The following is a 19,312-nucleotide window of genomic DNA, read 5'->3' on the forward strand; positions in this document are numbered from 1 at the left end:
GTCACCTGCCCAGTTCCTTGTTGAGGACGTCCCGGAGGTAGTTCATGTAGGCGTTCTTGTCCCTCACGTACGCCCAGATCTCGGGTAAGTCCTTTACAGTCTCCTGCCCGCCGCGATACTCCACGAGCTTCAGGCCCTGCATATTGGCGTTATACTTTTTTGCCATCTCGGTGTCTTTCTGATAGTCGATGCTCCGGATGGATAGCACTCCGGACTTCACTTCGTCCGGGAAGTACGCGTTCAGCGTGTCGCGGGCATACTGCTCGGCGTTATTGCAGGATATGCATCGCTCGCTCCTGTGGAAATATAAAAGCGCTATCTTATCCGGCGCACCTGATGCGGCCGATGTCCCGGATACCGTGTCGCTGCTGATCGCCGGCAGAACGGACGCGAGGAGCAGCAGGGCCAGTACGGGTACTAATGCAAGTAATGATAGTTTTTTAAGTGTAATCATCTCATCCCCTGATGAGCTTTTTATTTATGAATTAATAAATAGTTTCTAGCAAAAATACGATTAGCCAGCTATAATTCAGGGCAATCAGCAACGCCGATAGCCTGACTATCCTGCGATTAGAGCTTTTGGGACTTATTGATGAAGTCGTGGACGGCCTTACCTTTCGGCGTCAATGAGTAAATTAAAAAATTACCGTCTTTACGATAGGAGATTATGTCATTATCCTTCAGGTTCTTCAGGTGGTACGACAGGGCGGAGTACTGCAGGCCGGTCATGTCCACAAGCACGCAGACACAGAGCTCCTTGACGCCCAGCGCCTCGATGATCCTGACCCGGGTCGGGTCGGCCAGCGCTTTGAACAGGTCCGATGTGGGCCTGTAATCATTTGTTTTAATGCTTTTAAGCCCTTTTTTTGTTTTTTCGCTTAGCGGGTATGGGCTGATCTCGAGCTCCTGCAGTTCGTTCATATTGCCACCATTCTCCTCAAGGTTTTTCTTATGTCCGTAAAGTTATAAAAAGTTTCAAGGGCACTTCTCACACTCGAAGCACATGGTCTTGCCCTTGATGTCCGTGAAGAATTCCTTGCCGCACTTCGCGCATACGACCTTCCTGAAGCCCAGGTCCTTATACGGGGTGCCCATCGCAAGGTCGGACATGTTAATTCCGCATGAACATCCTTCTTTTGCCATGGTGATCACATTTTTGCCTTTATCCACTTCTTGATCTCGTCGTTGGAGGGCACGCGCCCCATGGACTTGACCTCGCCTTCAACGGCGAATCCGGGAGTGGCGAGGATGCCCGCCTCGACGATCTGGTTGATGTCATTGACTTTTACGACTTCGGCGTTGACGCCCATCTCTTTGATGGCCTGCTTTGCGGCCTTCTCCAGCATGTTGCACTTGGCACATCCAGTTCCGTATATCTGGACCTTCATGTGTTCACCTTTCCATAAATCTGTTTCAATCTTTATTTAAACTATTGCTCCGAATACCAGGCCGCAGATGACGGCCATCAGGATGACCAGGCCTATGTACGTGAGCCCCTTTTTCTTTCCCAAGATGTTGAGTATGACCAGCATGCTCGGCAGGCTGAGCGCCGGGCCGGACAGGAGCATGGCAAGCGCCGGGCCCTTGCCCATTCCCTGAGCCATGAGTAATCCTACGATGGGGACTTCCGTCAGGGTGGAGAAGTACATGAATGCGGCAAATACGGACGCCACGCTGACCGATAAAAGGCTATTGCCCCCCAGGAAGGCCTGGACATAGCTCACAGGGATCAAGTAAATGATGATCGACCCGAAGAACACGCCTCCAATGAGCAGCGGAAAGATCTTTTTCGTGAGGAACCAGGTCTCGTTCATCCACTGCGTCAGCTCGTCCTTGTTATACCATCTGTATGAGGTATACGCGGCCAGCAGCACCAGCAGGGCCAGCACCGGCCCCTTGACCAGCCAGTCCAGCGCCCAGCCCCCGAACACCAGGATGACAACGAGGAGCAGGAACGTGATCGGCGTGCGGTATTTGTATCCCGTTTCGCCCCCGTCCTGGGAGGTAACGATGAACGGCGCGGCCTTCTGGTTCTTCCTTTCCTCGTTCATGGACTTCTGGTACAGGAAAGCCATGATAGCTCCGATGACGATGGAAAGGGCGACCGCGCAGAATGCACGGGCAGCGCCGATGTCGAGTCCCAGCTTCTGGGCCGAATAGACGATGGCCAGCACATTGATGGCCGGCGCCGAGAAGAGGAACGCCGTGGCGGGTCCTATGCCCGCGCCCCGCTTGTATATGCCCGTGAACAGCGGCAGCACCGTGCAGCTGCAAACGGCCAGAAGTACGCCGCTCACCGCCGCGACGCCGTAGGACATGACCTTGTTGGCGTCGGGGCCGAGGAACTTCAGGACTGATTCCTTTGAGAATAGGGCGGCGATGGCGCCCGCGAGGAAGAACGCGGGGATCAGGCAGAAGAGCACATGTAATGAGATGTACTCGAAGACCGCATCGATCCCCACGTTCACGAGTGTAATACCTAGATCCGTCAGGCTCTCGATCATCTTACCACATTTCAATTATCATTGAAATATGATGTATATAAGCTTTTTCAAATATAGTTGAAATAGAAAATGATAAATATTATGCCACTACTTATCACTCTTATGACTTGGCCGCCGTATCGTCGTCCTGGCCATTGACATAAGCCGGTAATGACAATGATACCGATCGGAGACAAAATAGAAAAGACCTATAAGTATGGCGATGCCTCGTCGCCCGTGGCGGTCGCCACCCTGGCCAGCGACTATGAGAAGTTCGACTTAAAGGGCTATGCCATCCTGGGCAGTGTCTTTACGGAGAACTTCGGCGTCCAGATGGCCATCGCGAACATGCTGAAGGACCAGAACATCGGATACCTGATCCTGTGCGGGCAGGAGAGTGCCCACCTGTCGGGCCATGCGTTCGTAACCCTGCACGAGAACGGCGTCGTCCAAATAGGCACCAGCCGGCGTATCATCGGGTGTAAAAGCCCGCTGCCGTTCATCGACGAGATACCAATGGGGGCTATCGATGAGTACCAGGAGAACATTAAGCTCATAGACATGATAGGCATTGAGGACACGAAGCTCATTCAGGCGAAGATCGACGAGTGTACTGAAGAATCTAAAAAGAGGTCATATCGAAGGAAACCATTCGACGCTGGCATGCCGGAGATCGGCGCCTATTCCTGGAAGAAGTACTCAGCCATCGTCGAGATCGAGATGAAGAACCGGCTTAATCGAAAATGATACTGGTAGATGAGATAACATGGGAACTAATTCGAGTGATGGCACTATCGCTCTGTTGACGTGCTCCAGCCCTTCCAATGCCGGCCGGATCGCCATCCGGGCCGCTGTTACGCTGTTACAATTTAACCCGGGCCGCATGGAATGGGCCCAGTTGAAGCAGCCCATTGAGGACATAGAGGAGGTGGCAAGGTCGGCCGATAAGATCCTTATCATCGATGGCTGCCCTACGTGCTGTGTCGAGAAAAAGCTGGGTGAAATGGGCATGAAGGCCGACGGCCACGTCATCGTTACCGACCTGCTCGGGATCACCAAGAGCATGGCCGATATTAAGGGCGAAGAGGTCCGGAAAGTCATCGAGGCGATAGACAGGCTATAGGATTAGCCGAAATGCATGTGGAGACGGGCTCATGAGTGATAAAATATACGACATAGCGATCATAGGTGCCGGCCCTGCGGGCCTGACGAGCGCCCTGTACTGTGGCAGGGCGAACCTCTCGACGATCGTATTCGGGAATGTTTATGAATCGCAGATCGCTAAAGCAGGCGATATAAGGAACTATCCCGGCATCGACTCCATACAGGGCGTAGACCTCATTGAAAAGTTCGAGATCCAGGCCGAACACTACAATATCACTCATGTACCCTCAAACGTGACCCGGGCTATACTCGGCGAGCTTTTTACGCTGTATTCTGAACTCGACGAATTTAAGTGCAGGAGCATAATAGTCGCTACAGGCTCGAAGCACCGGGAGCTCAACATACCGGGCGAGAAAGAGCTCGCATATAAGGGCGTATCATATTGCTCGATTTGTGACGGTAACCTGTACAAGGGTAAGGTCGTGGCGCTGGTGGGCAGCGGCGATCAGGCCGCGAAGGCGGCATTATACCTGGCGGGGCTCTGCAAGGAAGTCCTCGTCCTCACGGATAAGTCGGATATGGACAGCCCCCAGTACATGGAGCAGGTAAAGTCTAATACGGCCATCCGGGTAATGGGCAACGCTCGGGTGGTCGCCATCGAAGGCCACGAGGCCGTGGAACGCATAGGGTTCAGAATAAACGAAGGCCCCGAAGAAGTGGCGGGCGTGGAGGCCGTATTCATCGAGGGGGGCATACCGAACACGCTGCTTGCGCTCGAGCTGGGCCTGGAGCTGGACGATAAAGGCAACATAAGCGTCAGCCGGCCCGACCAGTCGACGAACGTGTCGGGCGTGTTCGCCGCGGGCGACGTTACGAGCGGCATACACCAGGTATCCAAGGCCGTGGGCGATGGCGCCAGCGCCGCTATGAGCGCCATATTGTACGTGAAAAAGCAAAAGAAAGGCGATAGTAAATTAACCTGAATATCATCTCTTTTTATGTAATGTTATGAAGGATGAGTATCGTTCATGCAATCCGGGCATTTCACTCGAGGGCCCCCTATCGGAAGAAGAACGTAAGACCCTGGAGCGTAAGCTGGTCAAGACCCTCAACTGGATCGGCGTGAAAATACCGCAGGAAGTTGAGCTCAAAGGCAAAAAGGTGCCACTTAAGGAAGTGATGTGGGACCTGATGAGCAAAAAAGAATGTTTTACTGAGGAAGAAAAGAAAATACTTTACGACCTGGAGTACGCCCTGGAAAGGAAGCTCAAAGAGGATATCAAGGACGTAGGCACCGACGAGGACAAGGCCGAGGTCCTCGGCCATTATTGCGAGGCGATGGGGCTCATGCGGGCCATCGTGTCGCTGAAGGCCATGGTCGAGACGGACAGGTGCCACGATGACAGGCAAAAATTGTCCAGGCGAATTACGGACAGAAGGAAGGTAGAGGCCGAGAACTGGCTTGGATTCCTGAAGAGGATAGACATTTACTGATCACTTTTTGTACAAAAATTATTTCTAGTTAGCTAGTTCAAATATATTTGAAATATTAAATGTCACGAGAGCGTCATCATGTTAAAAGAGCCCGTCGATTACTTTACCTACACGGTGCTTGGCCTGAGCCCCGGCTCCCAGATGGGCAGCGCGCTCAACTTCTTCATTTACGATACCATCAAAATATTTCTCTTATTGTCCTTCATGATCTTCGCCATCTCCTACATACGGAGCTACATCCCTCCGCATAAAGTCAAGGAATGGCTGAGCCATATGAACGAGTACGTGGGGAACGTGCTCGCCGCTCTCTTCGGGATCGTCACGCCGTTCTGCTCGTGCTCTGCAGTGCCCCTTTTCATCGGGTTCGTGGAATCCGGCATACCACTGGGAGTCACGTTCTCGTTCCTGATCGCCTCGCCAATGATCAATGAGATCGCGGTGATCATGCTCCTGGGGCTGTTCGGCTGGGAGGTCATGGCGCTCTACATCGGCACAGGCCTCGCCATCGCCATCGTTGCCGGCATCGTCATCGGTCGGCTCAAGCTCGAAGGAGAGGTCGAAGGCTACGTCTATGACGTCCTGAATAAAAAGAAAGGCATGGCTGCCTGCGCGTGCGGGCCGGTGGAGATCGAAGAGCCCACACAAAAGGAGCGCCTGGTCTATGCGAAGGACTACGTCGTCGAGATACTGAAGAAGGTCTGGCTATACGTGGTCATCGCCATCGGCATCGGCGCCTTCATCCACGGCTACGTGCCGACCGATTTCCTGGCCCAGTATGCGGGGAAGGATAACCCTCTGGGCGTGCTGATCGCAGTTCTCATCGGCGTGCCTCTCTATTCCAATGCCGCCGGTGTGCTGCCCCTGGTGGCCGTACTGATGGAGAAGGGCGTGCCCCTGGGCACGTCGCTGGCTTTCATGATGGCCGTCACGGCGCTATCATTACCCGAGATGATCATCCTGAGAAAGGTGCTCAAGCCGAAGCTGCTGGCGATATTCATCGGTATTCTCGCCACATCCATTATCACCGTGGGGTACCTCTTCAATGCTGTATTATAAAAAAAATTGAAATAGTGATAACAGCATAAATAACTAGCGCATAAGAGCCCGTATACAGGGAGCACGATTGCATGGCAGAAACTGCAAAAGCGAGACTGTCTTTCCTTGATAAGTATCTGACATTATGGATATTCCTGGCGATGGCGCTGGGCGTCGGCCTGGGGTACTTTTACCCTGCGCTCGCCAACTTCATCAATAGCCTGTCTATTGGTACGACATCGATCCCGATAGCCCTCGGCCTGATTGTCATGATGTACCCGCCCCTCGCCCGGGTCAGGTACGAGGAGATCGGCAAGGTGTTCAGGAATGTGAAGGTCATGGCCCTGTCATTACTCCAGAATTGGATCATAGGGCCCATACTCATGTTCATCCTGGCAATATTGCTCCTTAGAAATTACCCGGAGTACGCGGCCGGGCTCATTCTCATCGGTATCGCAAGGTGTATCGCCATGGTCATCGTCTGGAACCGTCTCGCCTGTGGCGATTCCGAGTATGCCGCCGCCCTGGTGGCCCTGAATTCTATCTTCCAGGTGATTTTCTACTCCATATATGCGTACATATTCATCACCGTATTGCCGTCCTGGCTCGGCATGCAAAGCATGGTCGTGAATATCACGATATGGCAAGTGGCGGAATCGGTGTTGATATATCTGGGCTTACCCTTTGCCGCAGCGGTCCTGACGAGGTTCGTCCTGCGCCCGCGCCTGGGCAGCGACTGGTATGACAACAAGTTCATACCCGCGATCAGCCCCGTCACGCTGCTCGCGCTGCTGTTCACCATCGTGGTGATGTTCTCCCTGAAGGGCCAGTATATCGTATCGCAGCCCTTCGACGTGGTCATTATCGCCATACCGCTGATCATCTACTTCGTCATCATGTTCGTGGTCTCGTTCTTCATATCCCGGTACATGGAAGTGAACTACGAGCAGTCGTGCACGCTGTCGTTCACGGCGGCTAGTAATAATTTCGAGCTGGCCATCGCCGTTGCAGTGGGCGTGTTCGGCATCGACTCCGGCCAGGCTTTCGCGGCCGTGATCGGGCCGCTTATCGAGGTGCCAGTGATGATCGCGCTGGTGAACATCGCCCTGAGGTGGAGAGAGAAATACTTCACCCCGAAGACGTGGAAAGGGTCATAAAAAATAAGGCCGGGCGATAAGCTCAGGTCAGTCTCTGCGTCAGCACTTTTTCGTGGATCTTTATAGCGGCGACTATGAAGATGAGCGTAAAGACCGCTATCGCCGTGAAATCCACCAGGATCGGGAAGTAGCTGATGCCGTCGGTCGTGTACCTCACCAGATCCGTGTAGTATGTTAGTGGCGAAAAATACGCGACCAGCCGGCCCCATTCCGGCATTTGCCCGATCGGCAGGAATACGCCGCTGATGAACACCAGCGGGAACTTGATCATCGAGGCCAGCATCATCGTGTTGCCCGGCGTGTCCGTCGGCGGATATGCGGAGAGCAGGACGCTCAACGCGGCAAAGCACAGGGTCGCGAGCAGGAGGGCGAGCCCGAACACCATGACGTGCAGTATGGAGACTCCTATAAGGGGGGCGATCATCGCCGTCAGCAGGGATATCACCAGGCCGAAGTAGAACGATGCCTGTATATCCCCGAAAAGCATTGCCCACAATGCGACAGGCATGGACACCAATCGCTCGAAGGTCTGGGAGCGCACCTCCCAGGGCATGATGGCCGGACCCACCGACGTTGCGGTGAAGAACACTGTCATGCCCATAATGCCAGGGTAAAGGTCTTTTATGGGAACGTTCCTCCCCAGCGTGTAGGCAACGATCAGGAAGAACGGGAATATCAGCCCGAAGGTGATCACGGGCCCTTTCAGGTAATAGATCTTTATGTCCTTCCGGGCTATTGAGAAAGACCGCTTTAACTGTTCCACGAGCATTTGAAGGGAAAGCATGCTCAGGCCTCCTTTTTGGTCAATTCCACGAAAACGTCTTCCAGCGACGGCGAGAGCAGGCTTAAGGCCACGATCCTCAGCCGCTCGCTCTCGGCGTAATCGACAAGCTGCTTGATAACCGTATCGGGGTCCCCGGTATAGAGCCGGTACTTATCGCCGGCCTTGACGGTCTTAGCAATGCCGCTCAAAGGCACGCCAGCTAGGTCGATCGGCCGGTCGAAGCTGACCTCGATCGACTGGAGCTCCTTGCTCCGGGCCTTAAGCTTCTCGGGGCTGTCGACGGCCACGATCCTGCCCGACCGGATGATGGCGATACGGTCGCAGAGCTGGTTCGCCTCCTCCATATTATGGGTCGTTAAAAAGACCGTAACTCCCCCTTTGTTCACCTCGCGGACGATGTCCTTGATCAGCCGGGAGCTCTCGACGTCCAGGCCCGATGTCGGCTCATCCAGGAACAATATTGGAGGCTCGCTGACCAGCGCCATGCAAAGGATGAGCCTTTGCTTCATTCCCTTAGAATAGCCTTTTACGACCTGATCCCTTTTTTCATAAAGCCCGAACCGCCTGAGTAATTTTTCAGCCCTCTCCTCCGTTAGCCTTCTGGGCACGCCATAGAGGTCGCCCGTCAATAGCAGGTTCTGCCAGGCCGAGATATCGACGTAGGCGTTTGACGTATCGGGCACAACCCCGCGGGCCTGTTTCGCACGAATATTCTCCTTCACTACGTCGTATCCCATGATGGACCCAGTGCCTTCATCAGGCCTGATCACCCCGGTGAGCATCCTCATCGTAGTGGTCTTACCCGCCCCATTCGGGCCTAAAAAGCCAAAAATCTCGCCTTCATCCACGGTAAACGAGACTTGATCTACCGCTGCAAGGCTCCCATAATACTTCGTCAATCTGTTGGCCTCGATCGCATTCATTCGCTCACCACCCTTAATGGGCTTCCTGTATGCCCACGATGGCCATCCTTTTATCACATCTGATACCCCGGATCTCGCCGTTTTTCACATAGACGGCGTTCCCCGGCTTGACACTGTATCGGCCATCGCCACCTGTTATTGTCCCTTCGCCTTCTATGACGATGAATAGCACTTCATAGGGCTCAGGGTGGGGAGGTATCTCCTGCCCGGCATCCAGGCATACAAGGACAGCGTTAAATCCCTTCGTTTTCAACAGGTCCTTTTTTATCCTGCCTTCGATCGAATATTCGGATAGGGCAAGCAGGTCGATAAGGCTCATTTCAATCAATTATATATTTTAATAAACGTTAAAATAGTTGGCGTTACTTTAAAAAGGTGAAACGAGAGCTATCTTTTCGGGTCCCTACTCAATAGCCTTAAGTATGTCGAGTACTCGTCGGTCTGCCAGTGAATAGTTAACCCATTTCCCGGATTTCCTGTCCGATACGATATTAGCATATTTCAGGATCTTGAGGTGATGGGAGACGACGGTCTGCTGCATGCCCATGATCAGCATGAGCTCGCATACGCACAACTCGCCGTTCGCCAGGGCATATATGATCCTGACCCGCGCGGGATCGGAAATAGCCTTGAAATACTCTGCCTGTCTTTTCGTATCCTCGTTCGAAGGCATTTTTTTCATGAGCTTATCCAGCACCGGCTTCAGGTTCTCGCAGCACTTTTCCCCGTTCGCCATATCATCGACCCGCTATTGTCTTTGTCCTCATTAAAATATAAAATGTTTTAGAAGCCGCGGCGTGCCATGGACTCCAGCTCTGATACGTGCGGTATCGCGACGCGCCTCTTCCCCATGGTTACCTCGACGTCTTCCTGTACGAGGCGCATGCCTGCGAATGGGGCGCTTCTCTCGCACGTCAGGCCTTCGATGCAGATGATCTTTTCAAGCATGTTCTGTCCTCCTTAATTACTCCTTCCTCGCGGTTATTTTGACGGTCGCCACCTTCGACAGGGCCTTGCTGCCGGTAAGGGTCGTGATGCCGGTGCCGCATCCGCAGCCGCTGCCGCAGCAGCCCGTATCGCCGAGCATGAGGGCAAGCTCCTCGCTGGTATAGGTGTGCCTGCTGTTTATCTCTATGTCCTTGAACCCTGCAGCCTTCATCTTCCCTACGTACTCATCCAGCGGTATGGCGCCGCCGATACAGCTCGCCCAGGACTTGAACATCTCCTGCTCATCCGCTTTCACGTCTTCTGTCAGCACCATGTCCGATACGGCCAGCTTACCGCCCGGCCTGAGCACCCTGAATGCCTCCATGAACGCCTTTTCCTTATCCGGGCTCAGGTTGATAACGCAGTTGCTGATGACCACGTCCACGGTATTCGACTCGACGGGCATGCACTCGATCTCGCCCAGCCGGAACTCTACATTGGTGGCATTCATCTCTTTCGCGGCCTTTCGGGCCCTCCATATCATCTCGGGCGTCGCATCGACCCCTATGGCCTTGCCCTTCGAACCTACGGCCTGCGCCGACAGGAAGACGTCGATGCCCCCGCCGCTGCCCAGGTCGAGCACGGTCTGGCCAGGCTTCAGGTCGGCGATAGCCGTCGGGTTGCCGCAGCCGGCGCTGACCTCTAATACCTGGTCCGGTAATTTTTCTACAGCCTCGCCCGAATAACCTATCCGGGACGCATAGTCCTTCCCGCTGCTCCCGGACGTTGCCAGTCCCGAGTACCTCTCCTTCACGGCCTTCCTGACCGATAGCTCGTCAATCTTACTGCTCATTGTATCATCGCCAACATATACACATCATAACATATTTAAATATATCGATATGTTCAAAGATAAAATTACTTCTTCACTTTTATGTAGTATGCAGTGAACGCTGGATTGCTCGGTCGGTATCACGAACCTCTCCAAAGGAATTAAACCACGAATTTTTCTTTTAGATTTTACTCACAAAGCCTCTAAGCCTCGAATACTCTAGCACACCGTCAACGCACGAACTCTCTAATCCACAGGGCAGTGCTCTAAGCCTCTAACGCGCTAACCCGAAAAGAAAGCTCTAAGTCTCTAAATCACGTTTGAAACGCTAAACGGTGGAGCACGAACACTCCAAGAGCCCGGTTGTTACCCCGCATTTTGGGTGTTTGGGTCGTTGGCGTTTTAGCCGAGCCTTAGAGAGTTAGTGCTATGTCGTTTAGCGTTTCGAACGTGTATTCGAGTTTTCGAGCCTTCTTTTCGGGTTTGAGGCTTCGAGCGTTCGTGCAATGCCCCGAGTATTCGTGAGTTCGTGCGTTGACGGTGTTTTAGAGGCTTAGGGGTTTAGTGAGTAAAATCTTAAAGAAGAATTCGTGGTTTATTTCCTTTGGAGAGGTTCGAGATACCGACCAAACTGATTTGATCAGCGCATAACTGATAAAGAATTAAACCATAAATACGAACTACTGGTCTCTGTGGTGAAAAACCAAGTAACTGTGCCCATAAATCCTAATTAAGGAGAAAAAACTAAAAAGAAGTTCAGCCGGGGATGAGCCCCTCGCCAACGAAGATCCGCCGGGCCTCCTCGAACGTGAGGTCCGCCGGCGGGATGATGAGGTCCGACTCCTTGATGGCCTTAACATCCATCGGAACGCCATTCTTGCGCACGATCTCGATGAGCTTAGCGTACGTATTCTTAAAGCCCTTCTCGTCGCCCTTCGCGATGAGGTGCACGATCTCGTTGTCCAGCTTATTGATGTCGTCATAGTACAGCGAAGGCACCACGTACTGGTTCTCATTCAAGATGCGCACGATCATCGCTTGACCTCCTGCTTCAGCGTCTCGAGCTCCCGCTTGACGGCGGCGTCGCTCTTGATCTTCTCCAGCTCCTTCTCGACGAGGTCCTTGTTGCCGAGGACGTCCTCGAGCGTGCCCTGCTCGACCATGGTGTCGATGGCCTCGCTCCGGGCCTGCATCTCCTCGGTCTTATCCCTCGCACGCTGGACCGCATATCCGACATCGGCCATCTCTTCGCCAATTCCAGTCGTCGCCTCCTGGATCTTGACCTTGGCCTCGGCCGCGGAGTACTGGGCCTTGATGGTCTCCTTCTCGGTGCGGAACTGCTCGATCTTGACGTCCAGCTTCCTCGCAGTATCGGTGAGCTTGTCCTCCTGCCGCTGCAGGTCCTGGATCTGCGCCGTGATCGAGTCCGCCTGCGTCATCATGTCCATCTTGCGCTGGAGCGCGATGGCGGCCAGGTCGTCCCTGCCGGCGGCCACGGCCTCACGGGCCTGCTCGTTGAGCCTCGTGATGTTCGCCTCGAGCTTGCTCTTCTGGAGCTCCAGCCTTTTGCGCGCCGTTATAACGTTAGCAACGCCTTTCTTCACGTCCGTCTGCAATTCAAGCTGCCGCTTGTATGAATAGTCGAGCGTTTCCCTCGGGTCCTCGAACATGTCGAGGAGGCTGCTAAGCTTCGCCTTTATGGTGGCGGTGAGCCTGCTTAAGAGTCCTGGCATGAAAAATCACTATTGTATACATATGCCATATTCCTATAAGCTTTTTTGCAGGAAAAAGGATTTGAATATCATCCCGCGGCCGGCAGCTTGCCCTTCGCATGCTGGTAGAACCGGGCGAGGATGTAGATGAGCGCAAAGTAGAATGGCATGATTGCGAACGGCAGCGCCAGGAGTGTAATGACCAGCAGGGTCAGTACCGTGCTGACGACCGATAGGATGAGATATAATATCAAGGCGGCTATACCCGCTACGGCGACATACCGGAGGTCGCCCGCGATGAGCCGGGCGGCTTTCACCGGATTGAGGCCGCTCATCAGGCTGCCCGTGTCGGCGAATATCGCCCACTGGACCACGTTCAGGCCCAGGACGAGTATCATGAGGATCAGCTCGATCGGGTAGAGCAGGCAATATCCGATGATCGCCTCCTCGTATCGGTACGATAACAGGATAAATACGATAGACGGGATGAAGACGATGAACATGAGCACGACGGCTTCAATGTATATGGCCGACAGCTTGAGGCCGTCCACGGCCATGCCGGCGAGGTCCGATATATCCGGGACCGTATCGTTGCCTGCGAACAACCCGGAGAGGCAGCGGCGCACGTAGCCTGCGAGGAACACACTCAGTATGAGGACCGGGATAAAGGATATCAGGATTAAAACCCAGGCGATCATGCTCTTTTCATCCATTATCAGGAGGAAAATTCCGCCAATATATCCCGCGAAGAACAACAGCATCGTCACGAGGTACACGGCGCCCCAGATCAGGATGGAGCGCTTATTTGACAATCCGTACTTGATCGAGTTCGATAGTAGATCGCTTAAGCCTTCATAGCCTTCCATATGCCCACCATACGGCTGCTTTACACAGAAAACGCTTGAACGGATATATATAAATTCTCTAACGATCCGCCAACTATTTTTTAAGGCTTTTCAGGCATTCGTAAGCTTTTCTGGCCAGCCTGCGCTTGTATTCCGGGCTGAAGAACGGGTGCCGGGCGATGCGGAGTAACGAGTTGGCCATGTAGATCGGGTTGCGTCCCGTCAGGCGGATGAAGGTGCCCAACTGGTCTTTGAAGTTTCCCGCATAGGTCCAGTATAGATGGCCGATAAATGGGTCGGCCTTATACTCGTTGCCTCCATACTTCATGGCGTAGTGGCAGAGCTCTCCGGCCAACATTCCGAGGTCGTATACGGGGTCCCTGTACCCGGAGCGTTCCATGTCGATGACGTTCAGGCGTTTTTTATCGTATAAAAAGTTGGAAGGGTTGGCGTCGCCGTGTACGAGTCCCCTTCTTGTCTGGCTTATGAGATCATTTGAGGTCACATTATCGACCAGACTTTCAATGCGCTTCAATTCGTGGGGAGCAAAGGCCCCTCCCTTACTGGCCTGTCGGGCATGTTTTTTGAGTTCGTCCCTGATATTCGACGGCTTTACATGTGATGGCCGCTCCGTTTTCTTATGCAGCAGGGCAAGAAACCCGGCAAGCATAGTGAGTTTCTCGTAGAGTTCGCTGTCCCGGCCATTTGCCATGGCATCCCTCATATAGTCGCCCAGCGCCTTACCGGAGACTAACTCTTCTGCGAAAAAGCCTTCGCCATTGCTCTTACACAGAGGCCTTGCGACATGCACCCAGCGCCTGTCATCGACCAGCCGCCCAGCCTGCCGCAGCCTTTTATACTCCTTCTCCATGTGCTGGACAGACTTCGGGCCGCTGCCGGCAAAGGACTTCACTATGCATTTTTTGTGACTACGATGGTCGGAGACCAGGTATACGTTATGGGAGCCACCGAGCTGCTTGACGCGCAGATCGGGATACCTGTCAAAGCCAGCCTTCGCCGACAGTCTTCCACTTTTAAGATAGCGATAAAGCCTCGAACGGCCGTGCATTATTTTTTCTCCAGCTTCTTTAGAACTTCGTTTATCTCGTCGATGTGCTCGATGGTAAAATCAGGAGCTGCAACTTTTCCGTCCTTACTGCCATGTTTGGTCATGATGAGGACCGTGGCCATGCCCGCGTCCCTTGCGCCCTTGATGTCCCGGAACGTGTCGTTACCGATGTAGACGGACTCATGCGGACTGACTTCCAGGCGTTTCAGGCACTCGGCAAAAAGGCGCACGTCCGGCTTGCGGAAACCGAACTCCGAGGAAACGACGACCGCGTCGAAGAAGCCGAAGATGCCCAGCATCCTCAACTCGGGGTACGCGTGGTCGACCTGCGAGTCCGAAACGATGCCCAGCCTGTAGTTGTTGCCGCCCTTGAGCCCGGCAAGGGTCTCGAAGACGCCACGGTATAGCTTGATCTTCTCCACGGTAAGCGCCCGGTGCAGCTTAACGATTTCAGGCACGATGGCTACCACATCGGCGCCCGAGTACTGGTTCTCCCCGAGTATGTCCCCCCAGATGCGCCTATAATCCACTTCCGGATACGTTTCCTTACTCTGCTTCTTCTGGAGCGCCTTCTTCTCGAAAAAGAACCATTTCAGCTCATCTGCCGACAGGTAGACTCCCTGGTATTTCAAATAGGACGCAAGGCGCCTGTATGGGTCTTTATCGACCTCGTCCGTCTTGATGTCGATGAGCGTGGTATAGATATCTGACACAACGGCTTTGATCTTCATGGGATCACTCGGGGAACTCGGGGACGTGCATGGGCTCGCTGCGCTCGACGATCTTTCCGGACCGGATGAAAATGATCCGCTCAGCAATATCGGTCAGGTGGTCTCCGATCCTCTCGAGCGCCCGGGAGGCCATCGTGAGATAGATGACATTCGTGATGGTGTTCGGCTCCCGCAAAATGGATGTGATAGAGCCGACAAAGGAATCGTTATAAAGGTTGTCTATCGACTTATCGAGGTCGAATACCTCTTCGACGTTTACTTCAGATCTCCCTTTGTAGGCCTCCATACAGATATTCAGCATCTGGAGCGCCGTCCTTCCCATTTTAATGATGTCCAGAGCTGTTGTCGTGACCGGCTTGTTCGCGACGGCCAGCGTCACGTTGGCGATGGCCGTACAATAGTCGCCGATCCGCTCGACGTCGCTCACCAGCTTGTACGATGCCGCGACGGTCCTGAGCTCCTCGCCCTCCAGCTTTTTCGCCAGCATGTCCAGGCATTCAGCCTCGATCCGCCTCAGGTACTCGTTAATCTGCCTGTCCCTGCCGATGACGCACTTGGCCGTGTCCACATCCCGGTCGTCCAGCGACCGCACGGCCTCATCGATCGACAGGCCGACGTAGCCCATCATGAGCAATACATCCGCCTTTATACCATCCACACGGCTGCTGACTACCGTAGCCATAACCCTCGACGCTTATTATCTAAATAAAATTATATTCATTTTTGCTTATAATTACGCTTGTAAAAAAAGCTATAAAAAAATAAGAAAATAGGCTATTTCGTCGCCTTGGTGATCTCGTCGAACATCGAGTCCATGGCGGGCCTCATTTCCTGGGCAATGTCGGCCAGCGAAACTACGCCGACGAGCTGGTCGCGGTCATTCACGACCGGCAGCCGCCGCACCTTCATGTCGCCCATGGTCTTGACGGCCTCGAGGATGTCGTCGCTCTCCCGGCATCCCACCACCTGCTTCGTCATCACATTCCCAACGGGCACGTCCTTCGGGTTCTGCTGCTCCGCGACCACTTTGGTCACGATGGCCCTGTCCGTCACCAGCCCCTTCACCTGGTTCTCGTCTACGACGAGCACCGTGCCGACGTTCTGGTCCTTCATCTTCTTCGCCGCATCCGCGGCGGACGATCTCGAGTCCACGCACGCTATTCCCGTCGTCATTACGTCCTTTACCTGCATGATACCAACTCCGTTTTTTAATACCCTTGATATACGGGGATATCACATTGACCCATTTTTATGACGCGCCATATCGACGGGACAAAATAAATAGAATAATAAAGATGTTGTTGAGATGTTAAATCGCGTTCGGCGGAGTCTTTTCGGGCATCAGTCGGCCATCAGGCCGATGCGTAGGCGACGGGGTAATGGACGTTTTGCTCATCAGAGTAAAACGTCGCTTAGCGCTTGCGGAGGCACGGGCGAAGCCCGACGCCGAGGGTGCAAGCGCGGCCCCGGCGGCGAAGCACCCGAAAAGCCGGAGTAGCCCGGCCTGATGGCCGGGCGTCGAACCGCGAAGTGATTGAAAAACAAAAAGTTTTATTTCTAGATGTCGCCCAACTCGCACCACTTGCCCCGCCCTTCCCAGATGCGGATCATGAAGGGCAGCGTGATCTTGCCCTGCAATTTAGAGTAAACCGACTCGCAGATGTTCTCGACGCTCGGGTACTCGATTATATCATTTAACGGCCGGTGGTCGTACTCGCTCAGCACCTGCCGCAGGATCGACTTCATGTCGTAAAAATCCATGATCATGCCGGTCTCTTTCTTTTCGCCCTCGATGATCAGCTCCACTTTGTACGTGTGGCCGTGCCACTGGCCGCAGGTCTTGTGCCCGGGCAGGTAGTGCGCGGCGTCAATGTATTCGATGACTCCCAGTCTCATAGTGCACCCCACATCCTGTGTGTCTGAGGTATGATCCTCACGTTCTCGACTTTCTCTAACGCTTTATCCTGTAATTCGAGAAGCAGCTTCGACGAGGCGGCTTCCACGCCCCCGGTGGGCGTAACGGGCTGCAATATAAGCTCGGTGATACAGTCCTTGATCTGGTCCACGGCATGCATCATGTCCTCTCTGTCGATATCTTCCGAGACAATGATCTTACAGAAGCAGTCCCGGAAGCTGGTCTGCCTTAAAATACTGAACGAGCGGGCCGTGTCGTTGAAGTACTTTTCATAATGCCCTTTAAAGTCGCACTGGTCCTTCAGCTTGAAGTCGCCCGAGACATATTTCACGACGTCCTTCACTTCCTTCGCGCCCTCGGGCAGCGTCATATTCGACTCCAGGTAGAGCGGGAACTTCGATGTTTTCAGTTCCTTAATGAATTTAGCATAAAGGAGAGGCTCCCCGCCAGTCAGCGATACCGAGTGTATGCGCTCATAAAGCTTGATGACGCTCAGGAGATGCTCCGAGGAGAACGGGTTATCGTACTCCACGAACTCTCCGGGCTTAGACTCCACACGGCACTTGCTCTCGGAACTCCAGTCCTTCGGGGTATCACAGTACTGGCATTCTAAGTTACACTTCGGGAACCGGACGAACAATTGCCGGTATCCCACGTAGGGCCCTTCTCCCTGCGCGCTGACGAAAATCTCACGTATCGGCGACTTCATTGGTAGGCCTCCAGGGGCCTCGACTTGCGTATGTCTCTTTCCATGTCTTCGTATTCGGCCGCATAGCGCTGGCCGATCTGCTTTTGTACCGCATCAACGTCTTTTATGCCCATCTTTTCCAGGCTCATGTACTCATCGCACCGGACGTTGATGCCGAAATGAATTTTACAGCTCACGGGGCTCGTGGACGCGATCGAGATGGATAGCTTCCCGTTATTATAGAACAGGTCGTCCCCCTTGCGGCTCACGCTATAGCCCATGTCCTTGAAGACCTCTCCGGCGATGCAGGCGAGCAGGCGCTGCCTTGCATAAGCCACCTTGAGCGAAGGCATATCAAAATGTTCCACGATGAAGTGCAGCATGTCGGGCGACTCAATTTTTTCGTTGTGTATCTTATCCTCGACGTCGATCATGTGCTTTAAAGGAATGGCACAGCTTCCCCGGAAGCATATGATATTGTCGTCCTGCACCTCGAACTTCGTATAAGCCCACAGCGAGCCGATCTGGCTGCCGTCGTAGCCGATGCGCTCTCCGGCGAAAATGCATTTCACTTTACCACCAGCGATGGGTCGGCGACACCGGCCCGCTTGAAAGCTCGGGCCCGGCGCACGCAGCTCTCGCACTTTCCACAGGGCTTCTCGCCCGAAACGTAGCAGCTCCAGCTCAAGTCCAGCGGGGCGTCGATGCTCATGCCCTTTTTTATGATCTCGACCTTATCCATATCGATGACAGGAGCGATTACTTTTGCATGATTTTCCGTCGAATAATACAGGCTCTTATTGATGGCTTCCACGAAGGCCGGCGTGTTATCCGGGAAAGTGGCACCTTCCTCGGCGTTGAAGCCGCAGACGATATGATCCACCTTCAGGGCGTCGGCGAAGCAGGCGGCGATGTTGATGAACGCTCCGTTCCTGTTAGGCACCCAGACGGCATGCGCTGTCTCCCGCGCTTTCCCTTTTATCTCATCCAGCTCTGTCTCGCTAGGCGTGGGAACCGACTCGCCCCGGTTGACGAGCGCTGTCAAAGTCACATCTTCCAGCCAGGGCGCCTCGATGACTTCATGCCGGACCCCGAAACGCTCACAGATCATTTTGGCGCTCTCTATTTCCATGTCAGCCGCCCTTTGCCCATAGTCAAAAGTCAGCGCAAGGTCGACGCCAAAGGCGTCCAGCGCCATCTTAAAGGCCACGGCAGAGTCAAGTCCGCTCGACAAAAGCACGATGGAGCCCATCACTTATCCCTCCCCGTCCGGCTATGCCGCCGGTCGACACGACCGTGGAGGCGGTCGACCTCGTCCAGCGAGTCGAGCATCTTACGTATAGCCGTGCGGACAGCGTCCGACTGGCTCACGAACTTCTTATCCTTCCCCACGTGGGTCATAAGGTCATCCAGTAACTCCTGGGGGATATCGACGCTGATCTTCGGCATGATAATATCACTGTATTACCGCAGTAATATCACAATAATATAAATAGATTATTCAATAAAATTTATCAAAACCTGCCAGTTTATAACATAACTTGCGCATGGAATGCCACTGGAAGCGAAAAAATTTCCAGAGCAGGAAAAAGGATATAAAGCAAAATCGCAAG

Annotated in this window: 29 protein-coding genes; 6 read left to right on the forward strand and 23 right to left on the reverse strand. The window is 53.7% G+C overall.

Annotated elements, in window-relative coordinates:
* Position 1: 1 nt before the first annotated feature.
* The 5 genes from MCP_RS03435 to MCP_RS03450 form a co-directional block, all read right to left on the reverse strand.
* Entirely contained in the window at positions 2-454 is a 453-nt protein-coding gene (locus MCP_RS03435; RefSeq protein ID WP_012899425.1) for a nitrophenyl compound nitroreductase subunit ArsF family protein, read from the reverse strand.
* A 116-nt stretch (positions 455-570) separates the two neighbouring features.
* Positions 571-921 carry an ArsR/SmtB family transcription factor gene (locus MCP_RS03440; protein WP_012899426.1) on the reverse strand — a complete coding sequence of 117 codons (351 nt, stop codon included), beginning with the start codon at positions 919-921 and terminating at the stop codon, positions 571-573.
* A 54-nt stretch (positions 922-975) separates the two neighbouring features.
* Entirely contained in the window at positions 976-1,110 is a 135-nt protein-coding gene (locus MCP_RS16125; protein WP_269445997.1) for a hypothetical protein, read from the reverse strand.
* A gap of 38 nt (positions 1,111-1,148) precedes the next feature.
* On the reverse strand, positions 1,149-1,388 hold the full coding sequence (locus tag MCP_RS03445) for an MTH895/ArsE family thioredoxin-like protein (RefSeq protein WP_012899428.1): 240 nt from the start codon (positions 1,386-1,388) through the stop codon (positions 1,149-1,151).
* A gap of 36 nt (positions 1,389-1,424) precedes the next feature.
* On the reverse strand, positions 1,425-2,504 hold the full coding sequence (locus tag MCP_RS03450) for a permease (RefSeq protein WP_012899429.1): 1,080 nt from the start codon (positions 2,502-2,504) through the stop codon (positions 1,425-1,427).
* A 156-nt stretch (positions 2,505-2,660) separates the two neighbouring features.
* Between MCP_RS03450 and MCP_RS03455 the strand changes: the two genes are divergently transcribed.
* The 6 genes from MCP_RS03455 to arsB all read left to right on the forward strand — a co-directional run bounded on the left by MCP_RS03455 (position 2,661) and on the right by arsB (position 7,273).
* Positions 2,661-3,230 carry a tetrahydromethanopterin S-methyltransferase subunit A gene (locus MCP_RS03455; RefSeq protein ID WP_012899430.1) on the forward strand — a complete coding sequence of 190 codons (570 nt, stop codon included), beginning with the start codon at positions 2,661-2,663 and terminating at the stop codon, positions 3,228-3,230.
* Positions 3,231-3,249: 19 nt separating this feature from the next.
* A complete protein-coding gene (locus MCP_RS03460; RefSeq protein ID WP_012899431.1) occupies positions 3,250-3,606 on the forward strand; it encodes a putative zinc-binding protein in 357 nt (118 codons plus the stop codon).
* Positions 3,607-3,637: 31 nt separating this feature from the next.
* Positions 3,638-4,570, forward strand: a complete 933-nt coding sequence (locus MCP_RS03465) for an NAD(P)/FAD-dependent oxidoreductase (RefSeq protein WP_012899432.1) — start codon at positions 3,638-3,640, stop codon at positions 4,568-4,570.
* A 25-nt stretch (positions 4,571-4,595) separates the two neighbouring features.
* Positions 4,596-5,081 (forward strand): DUF5788 family protein, encoded by a 486-nt coding sequence (locus tag MCP_RS03470; RefSeq protein WP_012899433.1) that lies wholly within the window; start codon positions 4,596-4,598, stop codon positions 5,079-5,081.
* 78 nt (positions 5,082-5,159) lie between these two features.
* A complete protein-coding gene (locus MCP_RS03475; RefSeq protein WP_012899434.1) occupies positions 5,160-6,137 on the forward strand; it encodes a permease in 978 nt (325 codons plus the stop codon).
* A gap of 71 nt (positions 6,138-6,208) precedes the next feature.
* The gene (gene arsB, locus MCP_RS03480) at positions 6,209-7,273 is read left to right on the forward strand and encodes an ACR3 family arsenite efflux transporter (RefSeq protein WP_012899435.1); all 1,065 of its coding nucleotides are present in this window, start codon (positions 6,209-6,211) and stop codon (positions 7,271-7,273) included.
* 22 nt (positions 7,274-7,295) lie between these two features.
* On the opposite strand, the gene MCP_RS03485 is transcribed toward arsB, so the two are convergent.
* From MCP_RS03485 to MCP_RS03565, 18 genes are all read right to left on the reverse strand, one after another.
* Positions 7,296-8,057 (reverse strand): ABC transporter permease, encoded by a 762-nt coding sequence (locus MCP_RS03485; RefSeq protein ID WP_012899436.1) that lies wholly within the window; start codon positions 8,055-8,057, stop codon positions 7,296-7,298.
* 2 nt (positions 8,058-8,059) lie between these two features.
* Positions 8,060-8,980: a daunorubicin resistance protein DrrA family ABC transporter ATP-binding protein gene (locus tag MCP_RS03490; protein ID WP_012899437.1), complete on the reverse strand. Its 921-nt coding sequence runs from the start codon at positions 8,978-8,980 to the stop codon at positions 8,060-8,062.
* 13 nt (positions 8,981-8,993) lie between these two features.
* On the reverse strand, positions 8,994-9,299 hold the full coding sequence (locus MCP_RS03495; RefSeq protein ID WP_012899438.1) for a cupin domain-containing protein: 306 nt from the start codon (positions 9,297-9,299) through the stop codon (positions 8,994-8,996).
* Between the two features lie 84 nt (positions 9,300-9,383).
* The gene (locus tag MCP_RS03500) at positions 9,384-9,716 is read right to left on the reverse strand and encodes an ArsR/SmtB family transcription factor (RefSeq protein ID WP_012899439.1); all 333 of its coding nucleotides are present in this window, start codon (positions 9,714-9,716) and stop codon (positions 9,384-9,386) included.
* A gap of 47 nt (positions 9,717-9,763) precedes the next feature.
* The gene (locus MCP_RS15610; RefSeq protein ID WP_012899440.1) at positions 9,764-9,928 is read right to left on the reverse strand and encodes a hypothetical protein; all 165 of its coding nucleotides are present in this window, start codon (positions 9,926-9,928) and stop codon (positions 9,764-9,766) included.
* A 16-nt stretch (positions 9,929-9,944) separates the two neighbouring features.
* Positions 9,945-10,760, reverse strand: a complete 816-nt coding sequence (arsM, locus tag MCP_RS03505; protein ID WP_012899441.1) for an arsenite methyltransferase — start codon at positions 10,758-10,760, stop codon at positions 9,945-9,947.
* Positions 10,761-11,495: 735 nt separating this feature from the next.
* Positions 11,496-11,774, reverse strand: coding sequence for a PspA-associated protein PspAA (locus MCP_RS03510; protein ID WP_012899442.1), 279 nt, complete (start codon positions 11,772-11,774; stop codon positions 11,496-11,498).
* On the reverse strand, positions 11,771-12,472 hold the full coding sequence (locus MCP_RS03515; RefSeq protein WP_012899443.1) for a PspA/IM30 family protein: 702 nt from the start codon (positions 12,470-12,472) through the stop codon (positions 11,771-11,773). Before MCP_RS03515 ends, MCP_RS03510 begins: the two co-directional genes overlap by 4 nt.
* Positions 12,473-12,540: 68 nt before the next feature.
* The gene (locus MCP_RS03520) at positions 12,541-13,317 is read right to left on the reverse strand and encodes a DUF4013 domain-containing protein (protein ID WP_012899444.1); all 777 of its coding nucleotides are present in this window, start codon (positions 13,315-13,317) and stop codon (positions 12,541-12,543) included.
* Positions 13,318-13,390: 73 nt separating this feature from the next.
* Positions 13,391-14,365, reverse strand: a complete 975-nt coding sequence (locus MCP_RS03525) for a phosphotransferase family protein (RefSeq protein ID WP_012899445.1) — start codon at positions 14,363-14,365, stop codon at positions 13,391-13,393.
* Positions 14,365-15,096 (reverse strand): HAD family hydrolase, encoded by a 732-nt coding sequence (locus MCP_RS03530; RefSeq protein WP_012899446.1) that lies wholly within the window; start codon positions 15,094-15,096, stop codon positions 14,365-14,367. Before MCP_RS03530 ends, MCP_RS03525 begins: the two co-directional genes overlap by 1 nt.
* 4 nt (positions 15,097-15,100) lie before the next feature.
* On the reverse strand, positions 15,101-15,778 hold the full coding sequence (gene phoU, locus MCP_RS03535) for a phosphate signaling complex protein PhoU (protein WP_012899447.1): 678 nt from the start codon (positions 15,776-15,778) through the stop codon (positions 15,101-15,103).
* Between the two features lie 92 nt (positions 15,779-15,870).
* Positions 15,871-16,287, reverse strand: coding sequence for a CBS domain-containing protein (locus tag MCP_RS03540; protein ID WP_012899448.1), 417 nt, complete (start codon positions 16,285-16,287; stop codon positions 15,871-15,873).
* A gap of 366 nt (positions 16,288-16,653) precedes the next feature.
* Positions 16,654-16,992, reverse strand: coding sequence for a 6-carboxytetrahydropterin synthase QueD (gene queD, locus MCP_RS03545; RefSeq protein ID WP_012899449.1), 339 nt, complete (start codon positions 16,990-16,992; stop codon positions 16,654-16,656).
* Positions 16,989-17,720: a 7-carboxy-7-deazaguanine synthase QueE gene (locus MCP_RS03550; RefSeq protein ID WP_012899450.1), complete on the reverse strand. Its 732-nt coding sequence runs from the start codon at positions 17,718-17,720 to the stop codon at positions 16,989-16,991. The genes queD and MCP_RS03550 overlap by 4 nt, the downstream gene beginning before the upstream one ends.
* Positions 17,717-18,271: a DUF366 family protein gene (locus MCP_RS03555; protein ID WP_012899451.1), complete on the reverse strand. Its 555-nt coding sequence runs from the start codon at positions 18,269-18,271 to the stop codon at positions 17,717-17,719. Before MCP_RS03555 ends, MCP_RS03550 begins: the two co-directional genes overlap by 4 nt.
* Positions 18,268-18,951, reverse strand: coding sequence for a 7-cyano-7-deazaguanine synthase QueC (queC, locus tag MCP_RS03560; protein WP_128567006.1), 684 nt, complete (start codon positions 18,949-18,951; stop codon positions 18,268-18,270). Before queC ends, MCP_RS03555 begins: the two co-directional genes overlap by 4 nt.
* Complete coding sequence (locus tag MCP_RS03565; protein WP_012899453.1) at positions 18,951-19,148, reverse strand: ribbon-helix-helix domain-containing protein; 198 nt, start codon at positions 19,146-19,148, stop codon at positions 18,951-18,953. Before MCP_RS03565 ends, queC begins: the two co-directional genes overlap by 1 nt.
* Positions 19,149-19,312: the final 164 nt, after the last annotated feature.

This window comes from Methanocella paludicola SANAE (assembly GCF_000011005.1).
Lineage (GTDB): Archaea > Halobacteriota > Methanocellia > Methanocellales > Methanocellaceae > Methanocella > Methanocella paludicola.